The sequence below is a fragment of the Mucilaginibacter sp. P4_A11 genome, from assembly GCF_056402535.1.
Map to the genome: position 1 here is coordinate 472,399 of NZ_JBFUHE010000001.1, position 15,208 is coordinate 487,606.

General features: G+C 42.3%; 16 protein-coding genes. 3 read left to right on the plus strand and 13 right to left on the minus strand.

From position 1 onward, the window contains the following. Window positions 1-19 precede the first annotated feature (19 nt). From AC1DUD_RS02130 to trxA, 7 genes are all read right to left on the minus strand, one after another. Window positions 20-2,152, minus strand: coding sequence for a hypothetical protein (locus tag AC1DUD_RS02130; RefSeq protein ID WP_477370969.1), 2,133 nt, complete (start codon window positions 2,150-2,152; stop codon window positions 20-22). Window positions 2,153-2,215: 63 nt separating this feature from the next. Beyond that, entirely contained in the window at window positions 2,216-2,530 is a 315-nt protein-coding gene (locus AC1DUD_RS02135; RefSeq protein WP_477370972.1) for a Dabb family protein, read from the minus strand. Window positions 2,531-2,555: 25 nt separating this feature from the next. Beyond that, window positions 2,556-3,059 carry a DUF4304 domain-containing protein gene (locus tag AC1DUD_RS02140; RefSeq protein WP_477370975.1) on the minus strand — a complete coding sequence of 168 codons (504 nt, stop codon included), beginning with the start codon at window positions 3,057-3,059 and terminating at the stop codon, window positions 2,556-2,558. Between the two features lie 26 nt (window positions 3,060-3,085). Next, window positions 3,086-3,658, minus strand: coding sequence for a hypothetical protein (locus AC1DUD_RS02145; protein WP_477370978.1), 573 nt, complete (start codon window positions 3,656-3,658; stop codon window positions 3,086-3,088). Between the two features lie 78 nt (window positions 3,659-3,736). After that, window positions 3,737-5,071, minus strand: a complete 1,335-nt coding sequence (locus AC1DUD_RS02150) for an ABC1 kinase family protein (RefSeq protein WP_477370981.1) — start codon at window positions 5,069-5,071, stop codon at window positions 3,737-3,739. A gap of 4 nt (window positions 5,072-5,075) precedes the next feature. Continuing rightward, on the minus strand, window positions 5,076-5,729 hold the full coding sequence (locus tag AC1DUD_RS02155) for a TetR family transcriptional regulator C-terminal domain-containing protein (protein ID WP_477370984.1): 654 nt from the start codon (window positions 5,727-5,729) through the stop codon (window positions 5,076-5,078). 130 nt (window positions 5,730-5,859) lie between these two features. Next, window positions 5,860-6,156, minus strand: a complete 297-nt coding sequence (gene trxA, locus AC1DUD_RS02160) for a thioredoxin (RefSeq protein ID WP_243485359.1) — start codon at window positions 6,154-6,156, stop codon at window positions 5,860-5,862. Window positions 6,157-6,357: 201 nt separating this feature from the next. On the opposite strand from trxA, the gene AC1DUD_RS02165 reads away from it, so the two are divergent. Continuing rightward, window positions 6,358-7,239, plus strand: coding sequence for an alpha/beta hydrolase (locus tag AC1DUD_RS02165; RefSeq protein WP_477370987.1), 882 nt, complete (start codon window positions 6,358-6,360; stop codon window positions 7,237-7,239). 169 nt (window positions 7,240-7,408) lie between these two features. On the opposite strand, the gene AC1DUD_RS02170 is transcribed toward AC1DUD_RS02165, so the two are convergent. The 4 genes from AC1DUD_RS02170 to AC1DUD_RS02185 form a co-directional block, all read right to left on the minus strand. Continuing rightward, complete coding sequence (locus tag AC1DUD_RS02170) at window positions 7,409-8,239, minus strand: DUF6263 family protein (protein WP_477370991.1); 831 nt, start codon at window positions 8,237-8,239, stop codon at window positions 7,409-7,411. 61 nt (window positions 8,240-8,300) lie between these two features. Continuing rightward, window positions 8,301-8,687, minus strand: a complete 387-nt coding sequence (locus AC1DUD_RS02175; RefSeq protein WP_477370994.1) for a hypothetical protein — start codon at window positions 8,685-8,687, stop codon at window positions 8,301-8,303. 47 nt (window positions 8,688-8,734) lie between these two features. Further along, complete coding sequence (locus AC1DUD_RS02180) at window positions 8,735-9,667, minus strand: hypothetical protein (RefSeq protein ID WP_477370998.1); 933 nt, start codon at window positions 9,665-9,667, stop codon at window positions 8,735-8,737. A gap of 378 nt (window positions 9,668-10,045) precedes the next feature. Beyond that, complete coding sequence (locus AC1DUD_RS02185; RefSeq protein WP_477371001.1) at window positions 10,046-11,290, minus strand: alkaline phosphatase family protein; 1,245 nt, start codon at window positions 11,288-11,290, stop codon at window positions 10,046-10,048. Window positions 11,291-11,444: 154 nt separating this feature from the next. Here AC1DUD_RS02185 and AC1DUD_RS02190 point away from each other — a divergent pair, with 154 nt between their 5' ends. Beyond that, the gene (locus AC1DUD_RS02190) at window positions 11,445-12,677 is read left to right on the plus strand and encodes a serpin family protein (protein ID WP_477371004.1); all 1,233 of its coding nucleotides are present in this window, start codon (window positions 11,445-11,447) and stop codon (window positions 12,675-12,677) included. A 73-nt stretch (window positions 12,678-12,750) separates the two neighbouring features. On the opposite strand, the gene AC1DUD_RS02195 is transcribed toward AC1DUD_RS02190, so the two are convergent. Together AC1DUD_RS02195 and AC1DUD_RS02200 are read right to left on the minus strand one after the other, a co-directional pair. Beyond that, complete coding sequence (locus AC1DUD_RS02195; RefSeq protein ID WP_477371007.1) at window positions 12,751-13,158, minus strand: DUF6855 family protein; 408 nt, start codon at window positions 13,156-13,158, stop codon at window positions 12,751-12,753. 91 nt (window positions 13,159-13,249) lie between these two features. After that, entirely contained in the window at window positions 13,250-14,104 is an 855-nt protein-coding gene (locus tag AC1DUD_RS02200; protein WP_477371010.1) for a LysR family transcriptional regulator, read from the minus strand. 89 nt (window positions 14,105-14,193) lie between these two features. Between AC1DUD_RS02200 and AC1DUD_RS02205 the strand changes: the two genes are divergently transcribed. Next, entirely contained in the window at window positions 14,194-15,165 is a 972-nt protein-coding gene (locus AC1DUD_RS02205; RefSeq protein WP_477371013.1) for an alpha/beta fold hydrolase, read from the plus strand. The last annotated feature ends 43 nt before the right edge of the window (window positions 15,166-15,208 follow it).

Sequence of the window (15,208 nt, forward strand, 5' to 3'; positions counted from 1 at the left end):
ACAAAAAACGTAGCCTGTTTTACAATCCTAATTTAAATCCGACGCCGTAAAACCTGCGGTTGTCGGTAATATCTGATTTTTTGTTTTGCCAAACGTTGCGACCATTGGCAAATACTTCAAGGTTTTTAAACTGTTTGGTTTGCAGCTTGTATCCAAAATAAATATTTTGCAGGGAAAACGAATGCGCGTTTTGACCGGGTATTAACGGATAGTAGGTTACATATGGATTGACGGAATTACCCGCGCCGGTTTGATACAACACATCAAGCCCGGCAAAAATGTTATTATACTCAAGGCGGTTAACCCAGCCGCCTGTCCACATTTTCTTTCCGAGGTCGGCGGGGGCGTTAAAGAGCTGTAAGCGCTGATGAATGTTTGCGGCATTAATACCACTTACAAAGCGGATTGTACCTTTATTAATGATATTGAAGTTTAAGCCAATACGGTTACGGGTATATTTTGTATTGGTATATATAGTGTACGACAATACATTACCGCTGGCAATATTTGCGGAGTAAGTTACCGGGATCAGGAGATAGCCGCGCTCGAAGGTGTAATTAACAGCTATAAGCGGTGTGATGCTTATATCGGCACCGGCCATATAGTTGTTGAAGGTCTTTAGTGGGTTATAACCGGCAGCCGGGTAGTAAGTAATAAGACCGCTATTGTTAATTACCGTTTGTGTAGCAAGTGTGTTTGTGTTAACAAGGTCTACACCTGTAAGCTGTGTATTGTTGGTTTGCGAAAGTATGTTTTGTTTGGAGTATGATCCGTATAGTTTAATTCCAACCGCATTGATACCGGCAAGGGACGATACATCAATAGTTGCCGATACAAAAGGGAAAATACGCTTCAGGCTGGTGGTATCCATCAGGTTAAGGCTTTTTCTTGAATCTAACACTGCTAAAAAGCCGCCCTGTATGTTAATACTTTTTTTGTACGAAATGCTTAGTGAAGGTAGTAAAAGGTAGTCTTTACGTTTATAAAAACTGCGGTCGCGACTGATAGAATAGCTGCTCGGGTTATTTAGGTCCTGCTGACTGGTGCCTGTGTAATTAGTCATGTAGATGGAATTGGCAGTCGAATCGCGCGTGTAACGATAACTGAAATTTACCGATGGTTCGAAGGTAAATTCCCCCACAGTTTTGCGATAACTCAGGTTATCCTGCACAAGGAAAACTTTTTTTGCATTAAAACTGCTGTCGATATAGTTGGAATTATAATAATTACTGCCGGTGCTGGTTTGGCTGTCAAAGCCATAGCGCTGCAGGTATGAGTAATGATTATATGATGCCGAAAGCTTATTGCTTAGCCCTGTCGCGATTTGCGAGTTGAGTTGAATATTGGCATTGAAAAGATTTTGATTGCCATGGTCATTCAATTCGGTTTGTATGCGGTAGGCAGGATCATCATTGTAAGGGGTTAAATTAGTATTGGCGTATTTAAATCTTGAAACCTGGGGTACGTAGTTAACTGTTGTACTTAGAGTATTATTGCTCCCCAGTTTAACATCGGCATAGCCGTTAAATTTAAATCGATCAAAACTTAAAGGACTGCTTACTGTAGTAGATGGGTTTGTTAAAATTGGTAAAACATCCCTTAAATAAGTAGCAGAAATGCCGGTACTAATAACATCTGTATTTTTATAGCCAGATAAATAATATTGATGAAACAGGTTGGTGGTGCTTTTAACATTCGGAGTGTTAGCGCTATTTCTTAAGTTTACAAAGTTTGTTTGGCCGGAGGCTTCAATACCCGATTTACCCGGACGGTTACGCTTTGTTTTGATAAGGACCATTTGCTGTTGGGGCATAGCGCCGCTAAGCTGAATTCCCGAGTTTTGAACCAGGGTAATCTCCTCAATATCATTAATGCTATAGGCGTTTACATCATTTATAAGGTTGCCATCAATCACATAAATGATATTATTTCTACTCGTGTAAGTGCCATAAAGCCATACATTGATAGCTTCAGGCAAGTTGGAAAAAGGCTGGCGCTGTAAATCAGTCGCTTTTATGGTAATGCTTTGCGTGAATTTTTTATCGAGCTGTATCCTTCCCAAATCGTAATGAGATGTATCGTTTTGTGAATAGGCTTTTGAAAATGAAAGGCATATCGCCAGTGCAATAAGGCAGGTTAATCGTGAATACATGAATAGGTTTAAAAATAAATAAGGTTAAATATACCATTTAACCTTATTTATTTTAATCGGAGCTTAAATATTTACACTATCCACTACCACTACTTTACTACATAGTGGTTTTGCATATTCTTCGGCAAATATTATGTGGGTAGGATCAACCTGGTAGGCTTCCTGCGCTTCGGGGGTATCAAACAGTATTAATAGCGATACGTCATATGAGCGATCAATCACATCGCGGTTGGTATCGGCAGGTACGCCGAAATGAATATCGCGGATGTGCGGAATCGGGATAAGCAGGTTTAGCCCTTCTATCAGTTTATCTTTATCGGCTTTGTTTTTAAGCCAGAAATGTACGTGATGGACGAATGTGTTTTGGAGTATTGGCATGGGGGATATTATTGGTGTTGTAAAATTATTTGTTTAAGATATTAGCCTGTTCCAACAGTTGCATATAGTTTTTTTTTGCTCCTTCCGTTATACCCGTACCCTTGCCTTGTTTCCAAAGGGCATAAATATCTTTCACAGATTTCAGGTGCGAAAATTCCGGAAGAACCTTTTGAACTATCAATGTATTAATTTCTTCAGCCGCCAGTATCGCAGAATTGTCATCATCGGCCAACCACCATTTGTCGGTTTGAGGCTCGATAAATCTTCCTATACGGAACCTGTAGTGATCCTGAGCATTGAAAGGAAGCATTGATTCATATAGCTGATATAATTTTTGTGATCTGATATCAATATTAATGGTGAACTTTAATTGACTGGCGGTTGAACTTGTGCTGCTTTGCAATGCTATGTAGTAAACAAGGTCATCTGTTGTGTTTGAAAATATATTGCCTGCCCGTTTAAAGCCTAATGGGTTAAGTGTATTGTTCAATTCAGTGACAATGATCTTTTTAAAATCTTTTAATCCCATGTTCAGTAAGGCAGGCAAGTAGTGATTTAATGCATACAACCAATGTAAACCTTTGATTTAAATGCGAAGGCTGTTTCGGACTTATTTATAGCTATCAATGCGCTATCGGCACTGGCTTTAGTTTCGTAAATGCCGGTTACAAGGGCTATTGTTTTTTGACCAGATCCGGGTTTGTAAGTATCAAGATACTCAAGACTTAACGTATTGGAGGGTTCTCGTCTGGGGTAATATTCGCCGGCGTAAATATCATCATCATAGTTATCCGGAAGAGCAATCAGGTCTTTGGCCTTATTGTAATGCCTGTCCATGGTATCAATAGGGATACCTGACGATTTATTTAGTTCGAACATTTTATCCCTCAATGAATAATAACTAATACCTGTATCGGCAACTACAATATAATAATCTTCATATTGATTGGCCATGTCATCAGTTTCAGAGGTGTCATTGGCGGTTGGTTTAACCGCACTTGAAGTTTTATAAGAAGCTGAAAGAATTTTAACAGGCTTGATTTTAGACGAATCAGCATTTACTTTGGCCGGCTTTGACTTGCAGGCTGCCAGTAAACAGGCTATTAACAATAAGTATAATACTTTCATATACGGCTATAGGTCACTCAAATATAGCTGAATTATTTAATTGCTGCCCACCGTAAACTCAAAACTGCTAACTGCCTCCTAATACTCCAGCACCACATGCGGCTTAAAAGTATCCGTTTTGACTTTAGCCTTTAACTCATGCAAAATGTTATATAGCCCGAAGTTGGTGCGGTTTACATAAATAAAATGTTTTACGCCGCGGGCCTGCTTAAACTCAGGCATTTTAGAAATGCGTTCGCCAAAACCATATAACTGATCAAAAAAAGCTGTCTGGCTAAAATCAAAAGTATCGGTGATATACGGCAGGGCGAACAGGCTGATCATTTCTTTATACTGGGTATAATAAAACTCGATCTGTACCGGGGTATCATCTTTGTGGATCATATCCAACTGGCGGAATGCCTTAATGGTTTCTTCCTTGTTGTCCAATAAATTGGTTGAGGTAAGGGAGAAGAAGGGGTAATAAAAATCTTCAGGCATTTCTTTAATGCAGCCAAAGTCAATAACCCCCAGGTTACCTTCGGGCGTGATCATAAAATTGCCGGGGTGCGGATCGGCATGTACGGCACGAAGTTCATGTTGCTGGAAATTATAAAAATCCCACAAAGCCTGGCCTATTTGATCGCGCAGCTCCTGCGATGGATTGGTAGCTAAAAACTCTTTAAGGTGTTTGCCTTCCAGCCAGTCCATAGTAATGATACGTTTGCTGCTTAGCTCAGGGTAATAGCCTGGAAAAACAACATTCTCAAGATTAGCACAGGCGTTGGAAAACTCAATGGAACGACGCACTTCCAGCTCGTAGTCAGTTTCTTCCAGCAGGCGCTCTTCTACCTCCTTCATGTATACATCCAGCTCCTTTTCGCTCATGCCCAGCATCCGGAAGGCGAACGGCTTAACCAGTTTCAGATCGGATGAAATAGAATCACCCACACCGGGATATTGGATTTTAACGGCCAGTTTTTTACCATTTAACTCGGCCTGGTGAACCTGGCCTATGGAAGCAGCATTGGTTGAGCGGATATTGAACTTATCAAAAATCTGATCTGGGTTTTTACCAAAGTACTTCTTAAACGTTTGCACAATAAGTGGCCCGGAAAGCGGCGGTGCATTGTATTGCGATTGGGTAAACTTATCAACATAAGCCTGCGGCAGCAGGTTTTTATCCATGCTGAGCATTTGCGCTACTTTAAGCGCACTGCCTTTAAGCTCGCTTAATGATTGATAGATATCGGCTGCATTATCCTCGTTCAGTTCCGATTTATCCAGATCGGGATTGAACAGCTTTTTGGAATAATGCTTAATATAATTGCCGCCAATTTTAATGCCTGTTGTTACAAATTTGGCCGACCGCTGTACTTTGGTAGTAGGTATACTATTTTGTTCGGGAGTGGCTCCCTGAGTTTCATCTGTCATAATCTCAAAATCCCATCTTATCTTTTATCCCGCCGTTCTGTACCAAAAATTTACCGTACTCAAAAAGGTTGTCGATAGGTGAACGCTGGAAAAGATCAAAAGTTACATTAATGCCTTTTTCAATAGCCTCGTCGGTTTTTTCAAAGCCTGCCGAATTATCATTGATCCAGAAATTAAGCACGAAGACAAACTGGATCCATAAAGCATCTTTATACTTTTTTGAGAAGTACTTACGGTCGCTCAGTTCGGTACTTTCGATGCCTTCCTTCAGGATCTCATCCGCAAAGCCTTCAAAAATGTCTTTCAGCGGGCTGAATACCTTTGGAGTTGTAAAACCTTTAGGCTGTTTTTTAATGCTGTAAACCGCAAAGCTGCGGCTGCTTTTTAGTAATTCAAAAAAGCCGTAAAAAAATGATAAAGCTTTCTCGCGCGATGTGTAACCCTCCCAAACTTCCTGGGCACGGATCTCGGCTAATGTTTTAGTGGCAAAGCTTGCCCATATGCCCTGCTCAACCGCCTCAAACGAGCCATAAAACTGGTAAAACTCAGCTTCGCTCATTTCATTGTGCTTAGCGAATATATAAACCGACTTAGGCTGCTCGCCTTCGGTTAATACATAATCAATATACGAGCTCTGGATGCTTTCGATAGTTGCCATGTTGATTGGGATTTAATATGCCTCACCTAAATCCTTTCCAAAGGAGAGGACTTTTGAGCTGATATGTTAAAATTATAAGCTTCAATAAATTGTATAACTCCCTCTCCTTTGAAGAGGGTCGTGGGTGAGGCTATAAAAACTGCTCCACCACCTGCTGCAGTTGCCTTGCCTGCACTACACCGCTTTGGCGCCATTTACTTTGCCCATTTTGAAAAATCATGAGGGTAGGCACACTTTGTATGCGGTAAGCGCTTGCCGCTGCCGGGTTTTTATCGATATCTATTTTGATGATCTTTACCTTATCACCTAACGCTGTTTTTACATCATGCAGTATAGGCGGCATCATTTTACAAGGGCCACACCACTCGGCCGAAAAATCGACCAGTACCGGTGTTTCTGATGCTATTATTTCCTGGAAATTTGCCATAAGTTTTTTCTTAACTGTTCATGGATCATAGTTCACAGATCACGGGACTAACCGGTTTACAAAGAGTAAATTAGCAAATTGCTGCTTGTCAAACCATGAACCATCATCTATCAACCATGAGCTACTCAAATTTAACCAATAACTAACGTAAAAGTTTAGTTCATTAACGCCAAACCTTCGGTTATAAAGTATATTTACTTTATGCAAACAAAACTAAGTACTTACCTATTCCTGATGCTCCTTGCGCTACCTTTTGCGGGCAAAGCCCAGGATGCTGTTATCCCGCTTTGGCCAAACGGAGCACCGGGTTTTGAGAACCGCCGCAATGAACCGGAACAGGCTAAGGATTATTGGGTGAAAAATATCCATAACCCGTCGCTTACTGTTTTTTTACCGCCGAAGGATAAAGCCAATGGTGCCGCAGTGGTGGTATGCCCGGGCGGCGGTCATCGGTTGTTGGTATATACTGCTGAAGGGGTTGATCCGGCTAAGTACCTTAATAGTTTAGGTGTTACGGTTTTTGTGTTGAAATACCGTTTAGGCAGGGATACGCTATCGCCATACAAAATTGACGTGCATGCCAAACAGGATGGCTATCGCGCTATGCGGCTGGTACGCAGCAAAGCAACGGAATATGGATTGGATACAAATCGCATAGGGATGATGGGCTTTTCGGCAGGTGGCGAGGTGGTTGATATGGTTGCTTATGGCGAGGGTAAAGGTGATCCGAAAGCAACAGATCCGATAGACAGGTTAAGTGCGCGTCCGTCGTTTTTGATCCAGATCTATCCCGGGCCGCTTTACATTCCTGATCAATTACCATATGATGCCCCGCCGGCGTTTTTGTTGGCAGCCAATGATGATGTTTGCTGCTCGCCATCGGTGGTGAAACTATTGCAGCGTTACCGCGAAGCAAAAATACCTGTTGAGGTGCATATTTATACCCAGGGCGATCATGGCTTTAATATGGGCAACCGTTCAAAACTGCAAAGCATCAGTACCTGGCCACAGCGTATGGCCGACTGGCTGAGCGACAATAATTATTTGCATCCCGCAGCGGCTAAAAGAATGAAGTTGCATTAAGTATAGCCTGGAAAAGATAAAACAAAAAAGAGAGGCATATGCGTTGGCTTAACCGCATAGCCTGCTCTTTTAACAATAGCCCCTATTGTACCCCTACGTTCGGGACTAATGTATCTTGTACAGCTTTCGGTAAAAGCTATGTTTGGAATGCAAGATTTCCTGCATTGTATTAGTTTATTTTTGTGCAATTTTCCAAAACCTCGGTGCGCCGGTTAAGGGAATAAGTAACATCATTAACAAATTTGTAACTAAGCGTTGCTGTTTTTAGCGATGCAACCAATACCATTCCCGAAAAATTATCTACCACCAGTACGCCATTCATATTGCTGTTTTGTTCTGGCGACGATGATGTGCTGGTGAGCATCAGGTTGGTGTACTTATCAGGTTCTGCCGATTGCTGTGCCGTATAAGTAGTGTTTATTTTCTCGTTGCCGGGCGATAGGTTGCTTGTCCAGCTTGCACCTGTCTTTAATGCAGCCGAATTATCAGCAACTAAATCTAAACGTGAACCTGTTTTGAACTGATCCTGTTTAAAGCCTGCAAATAACAACAGGGTATCGGTGGCGTATCGCTCATCCGGATCATTCACATCAGTTATGACCCCGTTTTTATCGATAGTAAGTGTTACTGATTTGCCAACGAGGCTTTGAAGCGCCATCTGGATGTATGAACTGGTATCGGCAGATTTATCTGAGTCATATTCCAGTTTTTTATTAAACGCGTCCATCGTATCAGTAACCCGCTTTGTGGTAACAGTTAAAATAAAGCCGGTTTCGGTAACGCTGGTTACTTTGTAGTGCTTTGAAACTGAAGATGTTGTACTGATATTGAACATTTGATTTCCCCGCTGTAATACATTCACCGCATTTATATAAGTTGTTTTATTGTACTCATCGCCCTGCTTAAACAAAAGCCCACGGCGTTGAGCATTGCCTGAGCAGGCAATAAACAGCAGTAAGGCAGTTAAAGCTGTTTTTGTATTGAACATGTATTTTTTCATACTTAATCTGTTTGTTTAGTCCTCACAGTTTTTAAAATAGAAATCAGTGTTCATATACCTGTTAATGACTTGGCATATGGGTAGGCGGCGGCATGTGCGTAGGCGGTGGCATATGGGTTGGTGGCGGCATATGAGTAGGCGGTGGCATGTGCGTTGGTGGCGGCATATGGGTTGGCGGCGGCATATGCGGCCCTGGTCCCGGTGGCGGCGGAGTTGGGGGGATATTGGGCGGCTTAATTGGTGGAACCGGTATAACAGGCTTATAGGGCGGCGGAGGCAGCGGCGGCAATACAGGTGGAGGTATTACCGGTGGTGGCGGTGTATACGGCGGAATTGGCGGCGGTACGTTCCAGTCGGATTGATTGTTACTGCTTTGCGCAGAGGCCCGTTTGGTGCTTATGACCAAAGTTACGGACACGACTAATGCTGCTATGATTATCTTTTTCATAGATTTATATGTTTTAATGAAATAATTACGCTTTTACCGAAAGAGGGTTATTGTCGGTTTAGGGAGAGCGGGTAACCGACAGAAAACATTATATTGGCTTTATCATTGGTATACCGGGTAAGGTTTGCAACCCCCACCGCTAAACTTAAAGGTGCCGGGAATGGCCTGATCCCTGCCGAAACGCCAAGGTTCATGCCCGTCCATTCCGCATTTACATTTACGTGCTGGATAAGCTCATAGGATATGCTGCCAAATACAGCTGTTCCATGCTTCCCCCTGCCTGCTGCGATATCTTTGGGGCTTTTTTCATAAAATCTGCCGCTGCCTACACCTATTGTATAACTAAGCCTCGAACAACCTGGAGTTAACGATTTAATAGTTTGTATGGCATGGCTTACAGCTAAATAGAAAGTTGAGCCCGGAGCATCCGATTGCCTTGCGTTGGCAAACATTTGCAATGCGCCTGCTGATATACTTGTTCCGGCAAATAATTTACGGCTTACAATAAAATTTCCCGAAAAGTCCCTGAATTTGTGCACATCCGTCATATTTAAACTGGCAGCAAAGTTCACTGCTTTTGCCGGGTTTCCAACACATGCGCCTACCGAGGTAATCAGGTCGGCTTTGTTGTTTCTGTATGCCTCGGGATAAGTTGCGCCGATACCTCCAAACAAATAAGTACCGTATCCGCCAAAGCCCGATGGTATCAGGATACCGCCTGGGGCGTCGCTGGGGTAAAGCTCATTTTGTGCCTGGGTAGTTTGCAGGTTGGTTTGAGGTACAGAAGCTAAAAAATCATCTATTTTTTGCGTAAGCTCCCTTTCAAACTGGTTTTGACCGAAAGCAGGTTTTACACTCAAACAAAATGCAATAACAACACAGCAAATGAGTGCCCGTATATTGGTTTTAAAGATCATTTTAGTAAACAGGTTAGGTAAGGTGTCAATGGTTGTGGTCAACAGATCAACGCTATCCGGCAATGATCTAATGTATGCAATTTACCGGCAAAAAAGCAACGGGCAATTCTGGTTTTTTAAATACAATAATGAGTTAAACAGGCTTACGATGCCTTTGATAATAAGATCTGGCGTGCTGTTTGCCTGTGTTACACCAGGGGTACATAATTGTGGCTTTTTCATTGTGGTTTGGGGTTGTTTTTTATATCACAAGTTTACGGAGCCAGTGCAGGGTGCACAATACAAAGTAGTTTGTATTTTGGATTGAAGATGATAACATTGAAATGTTTATTGAGCCATAAAGCGTAAATCCCCTTCTCTGCATTACGCAAAGAAGGGGATTTAGCTTATATTTTAGTAATGACGTACCAGTTTGCCCCGGGCTGCCCGACACCTGTAGATCTATTTCTTCTCCTCCAATATAACCCACCTGTTCACCGTATTATTCAACCCTTCTATGGCAACTTTATAAAATTTAGAGGGCGTATTTTTAACATCAACCAACACATGCTCGTTGGTAACGGGTACGGTAGCCAATAATTTATATTCATCGGCTTTGCCTTCTTTAATAGTATTACCGGCGGCTACCCAGATCTTTACATTGCCCTTAGGGTCAATTGCTTTCCAGGTGATATCCAATGAACCTTGTACGTAGTTGGCTGTGGGCTGCGCTACAGATACTGCACCGATAAGCGATATCCCATCTATTTCGCGTAACTGCGTTTCAGGGACTTTTACATTTAAAAAGCTGTTGATAGAGGGCGTTATATCAACAATGCCCGGTGTATAATATTTAGCATAATTATTAAGCGGACGATAGCTGGTAACCATCCAGGTTGAGCGTTGGCGGTTGCTTTGACCGCCATGATCTTTACCTGTTGCTTCACTGCGGCCATGATCTGTAGTAACAAAAATGAGCCAGTCTTCCTTAAAATGTTGTTTGCGGTATTGTATAGCAGCCCAGATCTTACCAACCTGCGCATCCATTTTTTCAATGGCATCATAGTATTGCGGGCTATCGCCGTATTTATGACCCATATCATCAGTATATTCCAGGTACACCCATGAAAGGTCGGGTGCTTTATCTTTAATACAATTTGCTGCCGATGCTGCTACCTGCTCATCAATAAGGTGCATATAATTCCCGGCTTTATCATGCGGAAATTTTACGGTATCCAGTTCGTAGCCATCGTAAGCATAATCAGGATGGATGTTACCGGCTTCGGGTAGTTTATCGCCTATCAGTTTGGTGCGGTTATCTGTCCAACTGCTAAATACGGCTGTTTTTTTGTTGGGATAGACGTTTTTAAACATCCTGAATATGTTCCAGTAGTTGTAATTAGGTGCTTTAATATCATTACCCCAAACATTATGTTTGTTTACCCAGGTTGCGGTAAGCAAACTATTATAGCCATTGGCCGATATAGTAGGTGTTTGCGAGTACCCACCTTTTTCGCCGCCAACATGGGCACGGAGATAGGTTCCCTGTTTAGCTATCAGTTTCAGGTTAGGGGTATTCAGTTTCTCAATTACATCGGCAGGGATGCCATCGGCAATAATAAAAACAGCTTTACGGGTTTGTGCGGAGGCATTGAGCCCGGTTGAGACAAGCAGGATAAGAGTTGCGGTTTTAAATAGATTTCGCATGGAATAAATACGTTTTTTTTAAAAGACTAAACTACTGCGTTTTTGTAAACACAGGCGTTAAAAAATTGTTATGCTTTTTTTTGATGTAAATTTTTTAACATGCTGTATCATAAGTGATTTGTAAATCGTAATGATAATTATAAACCTATCAACTATGATGCGCAAACTAACCTTGCTTTGTGTTGGAATTTTAACATTAGCTGCCTGCAAAAAAGGCGGTGTAAGTCATGTTAACAATGATCCGGGAAAAGACCTGGTGCTTTCGGCAACAGAAAAACAACAAATTGGGCCCGGTAATGCTTTTACCTTAAAGTTATTTAAAGCGGATGTTGGAACCATCGCTAATAATAAAAACCTGATTATTTCACCGTTAAGCGCAGGTTTTGCCATAGGCATGACCAGCAACGGCGCCAATGGACAAACCCTTACAGATATCCGGAAAACCATGGAGTTTGACCGTTTTACAGAAGAGCAGGTGAACAGCTATTATCATAACCTGATCACAAATCTTCCTGACCTGGATCCAAACACAACGCTTAAAATTGCTAATTCAATTTGGTACGCCAATGATTTTACGCCACTGCCCGCGTTTCTGAAAACCAATACTGATTTTTATAATGCCGAGGTAAAAGCGCTCGACTTTAAAAACGCTGCGGTATCGCTTAATGCCATCAACGGTTGGGTGAGTGGGCAAACCAATAACAAGATCCCTAAGATTATCGACCAGATTGCCGATGGTGCCCGTATGTATCTCATTAATGCTATTTATTTTAAAAGCAGTTGGAAAACCCGTTTTGATGCCGCCAAAACTTATAAAGCGCCATTTCACCTCGCCAACAGCAGCACAGTGCAAGCAGATTTCATGACCAACAGGGGAATTGACCTTAAAACAGCTTATGACAATGGAACTAACGTGATCGAATTACCTTACAGCAACAGCAAATACAGCATGGTGATGATCATGCCCGACGAAAATGTGAAAACTTTTGCCCTGGGCCTGGATTCAACCAAATGGAACTTTTTGATGAGTAAGCTTACAGCTACCAAATCTGAAGTTACCCTTCCTAAGTTTAAATTCAGTTACGACATTACCCTGAATGATATTTTAAAATCATTAGGCATGAGCATAGCGTTTAGTGATCTGGCCGATTTTAGCCGGATCAACGCTGCGGGTGGCCTTGCCATTAGTGAGGTAAAGCATAAAGCTTATATTGATGTGAATGAGGACGGCACCGAAGCAGCGGCAGTAACAGAGGTTGGTATTGTAAACACAGCAGCACCGGCGACCAATGTTTTTAACAAGCCATTTATTTTCGCGATCAGGGAAATGAAAACAGGACTAATATTATTTGCAGGGATAGTGAATGATCCTACATTGAGCGAATAGAACAACCTTGCAATATAAAGCGTGGGCAGTTAAGCGTACGAAATAAGAAAAGCCGGGTAGCATTCCGCTTTTCTTATTTCGCTTTTACTTTATTTCCCTTAGGCTCATGAGTTAATTCAACCATGCCTAAAGCTTCCATCAGGGGAGGTACGTACATGGCAAAGCGACCGCGAAGCCCCTTTTTTAAACCATACCATCCTCCAACGGGATTTGTTTCCGAACGTCCCCAGGCCTCAACTGTTCCCTCTTTAGCGGGCTTTTGCTCGTCGGCGCTGCCGAGTTCCATCCAGCCGCCGTGCGCGGTTAACATGACATGCAGGTCGGCCAGGCAGCGGTGATCATAGTGGAGCACTGTTTTACCAACGGTACAAACCAATATAGGCTTGCCGTCTTTAGTATCCAGGTGCATGGTATAATCAGAAGTTAGTGGCGGTGTTTTTAGTGCCATTGGGCTTTCTTTTGTGCCGATATTGTTTTCCATACCGTAATGGGGTTTATAAGGAACAGGTGATTATCGTTGCCGGAATTATACTGCAAATTAAGGTTTTGAATGTTAATAAAAAGTACAGGGATCAATACATTTCCACAAAAGCCTTCAAGGCTCTTGATTGCGGTACATTTTTACGGTAGATAAGCACTGTCGACATAGTCCCCAGTTCTTTATTGAGGGTATGTGTTTTAAGCTTGCGACCTGCGTAATATTGCTCAATCAGCTCGGCAGGGAGGATACTGATCCCCAGACCGGCTTCTACAAAATTAATGATCCCCTCCAGCGAGTTAAGTACGATGCTTTTATACTGGATGATGCCTTTGGCATTAAGCCATGCTTCTAACCGGGCACGGAAAACGCAACCCTGGTCAAATACAATGATCTTGAGCGGTTGGGTAGCAAGTAATTCCTTAAGCTCGGGGCCTTGCGCGGGGGCAAGGATCACCAGTTGCTCTTCCTTAATGTGCAGTTGCTCCAGCTCGGGCGAATTGATGGGGGCCGATACAAAGGCCGCATCGAGTTTATAATTGATCACATCGGTGATGAGCTCGCTGCGCATTTGTGATTTAAACTCCAGGTCCACGTCAGGATAAGCCTCTGTGAAGCGGCTAAGGATATCCGGAACCTTAAAGGCCATGGTGGTTTCAATACAGCCTATTTTAAGGCTGCCACTTACCTGGTTAAACTTTTTAATGTCCTTTTTAGCTTCCTGCATCAAGTGATCTATCTGCTTACTGTATTGCATCAGCGTTTCACCAGCACTGGTTAGTGCTACCTTGCGCGAGGTGCGGGTAAACAGATCGGCTCCAAATTCCTCTTCCAAATTTTTAATACGCGCCGTTACGTTTGACTGTACGGTAAACATAGCTTCGGCAGCTTTGGTGAAACTCCCGTTGGTGGCTACCGCTTCAAATATCTTCAGATCATTAGTATTCATAAATCACTATTTATGATTTTAAGTATCGTTATTAATCGTTTTTAATAATCAAATATCGATATTAATTTTGAATCATCAAAACAGAAAAAATGAAAACTAAAAACCTGATATTAAGTATGATTGTAGCTGTTGTAATTACCAGCAGGGTTAACGCGCAATCAAAGCAAAATTCAACTTCAAAAACTCAAACCATGGAAACTAATCAAATTCATTACCGCAACATCAAAGCCAATGGCTTAAATATTTTTTATCGCGAAGCAGGGGCTAAAGATGCACCAACCATCTTGTTGCTGCACGGTTACCCAACGTCATCGCACATGTTCAGGAACCTGATCCCAACTTTAAGTACAAAGTATCACGTACTTGCTCCCGACCTGCCCGGCTTTGGTTATTCAGATGCTCCAGATCATACCCAATTCAAATACACTTTTGATAACCTGGCTAACACCATGCAAGCATTTATTGATGAGCTTGGCCTTAAACGTTTTGCCATTTACATATTTGATTATGGCGCACCCACCGGCTTACGACTGGCAGTAGCTAATCCCGAAAAAATAACCGGTATCATTTCCCAAAATGGTAACGCCTATGAAGAAGGCCTGAGCACCGGCTGGAACCCTATCCAAAAATACTGGCAGGATTCGAGCAAGGAAAACAGGGATGCTTTAAGGGACTTCGTAAAAGAAAAAATGACCAAGTTTCAATATTTTGAAGGTGTATCTGACCCGTCATTAATTGCACCTGAAAGCTACACGCTCGATCAGCAAACCCTCGACCGCCCCGGCAATGTGGAAATTCAGCTTGACCTGATGCTCGATTATCGTACCAACGTAGCTTTGTACCCTAAATTTCAGGCTTACTTTAGGGAGCATAAACCTAAACTGTTAGCTGTTTGGGGAAATAAGGATCCGTTCTTTTTACCTGCCGGTGCCGAAGCTTACAAACGCGATAATCCAAATGCTACCGTTAAGTTTTACAACACAGGTCACTTTGCGTTGGAAACACATGCCAAAGAAATAGGCCAGGATGTGCTTGACTTTTTAGGTGGATTGCCTAAGTAAACCAATTGTTATGCTGAGTGTTTAAATCAGGTGGACCCTAAAT

What these genes read in the sequence shown, in the direction of transcription:
- AC1DUD_RS02155 (WP_477370984.1), bottom strand. Translation starts at nt 5,729, where the DNA reads ATGGCAACTATCGAAAGCATCCAGAGCTCGTATATTGATTATGTATTA.
- AC1DUD_RS02205 (WP_477371013.1), top strand. Translation starts at nt 14,194, where the DNA reads ATGAAAACTAAAAACCTGATATTAAGTATGATTGTAGCTGTTGTAATT.
- AC1DUD_RS02145 (WP_477370978.1), bottom strand. Translation starts at nt 3,658, where the DNA reads ATGAAAGTATTATACTTATTGTTAATAGCCTGTTTACTGGCAGCCTGC.
- AC1DUD_RS02140 (WP_477370975.1), bottom strand. Translation starts at nt 3,059, where the DNA reads ATGGGATTAAAAGATTTTAAAAAGATCATTGTCACTGAATTGAACAAT.
- AC1DUD_RS02130 (WP_477370969.1), bottom strand. Translation starts at nt 2,152, where the DNA reads ATGTATTCACGATTAACCTGCCTTATTGCACTGGCGATATGCCTTTCA.
- AC1DUD_RS02200 (WP_477371010.1), bottom strand. Translation starts at nt 14,104, where the DNA reads ATGAATACTAATGATCTGAAGATATTTGAAGCGGTAGCCACCAACGGG.
- trxA (WP_243485359.1), bottom strand. Translation starts at nt 6,156, where the DNA reads ATGGCAAATTTCCAGGAAATAATAGCATCAGAAACACCGGTACTGGTC.
- AC1DUD_RS02165 (WP_477370987.1), top strand. Translation starts at nt 6,358, where the DNA reads ATGCAAACAAAACTAAGTACTTACCTATTCCTGATGCTCCTTGCGCTA.
- AC1DUD_RS02190 (WP_477371004.1), top strand. Translation starts at nt 11,445, where the DNA reads ATGATGCGCAAACTAACCTTGCTTTGTGTTGGAATTTTAACATTAGCT.
- AC1DUD_RS02135 (WP_477370972.1), bottom strand. Translation starts at nt 2,530, where the DNA reads ATGCCAATACTCCAAAACACATTCGTCCATCACGTACATTTCTGGCTT.
- AC1DUD_RS02175 (WP_477370994.1), bottom strand. Translation starts at nt 8,687, where the DNA reads ATGAAAAAGATAATCATAGCAGCATTAGTCGTGTCCGTAACTTTGGTC.
- AC1DUD_RS02195 (WP_477371007.1), bottom strand. Translation starts at nt 13,158, where the DNA reads ATGGAAAACAATATCGGCACAAAAGAAAGCCCAATGGCACTAAAAACA.
- AC1DUD_RS02185 (WP_477371001.1), bottom strand. Translation starts at nt 11,290, where the DNA reads ATGCGAAATCTATTTAAAACCGCAACTCTTATCCTGCTTGTCTCAACC.
- AC1DUD_RS02150 (WP_477370981.1), bottom strand. Translation starts at nt 5,071, where the DNA reads ATGACAGATGAAACTCAGGGAGCCACTCCCGAACAAAATAGTATACCT.
- AC1DUD_RS02170 (WP_477370991.1), bottom strand. Translation starts at nt 8,239, where the DNA reads ATGAAAAAATACATGTTCAATACAAAAACAGCTTTAACTGCCTTACTG.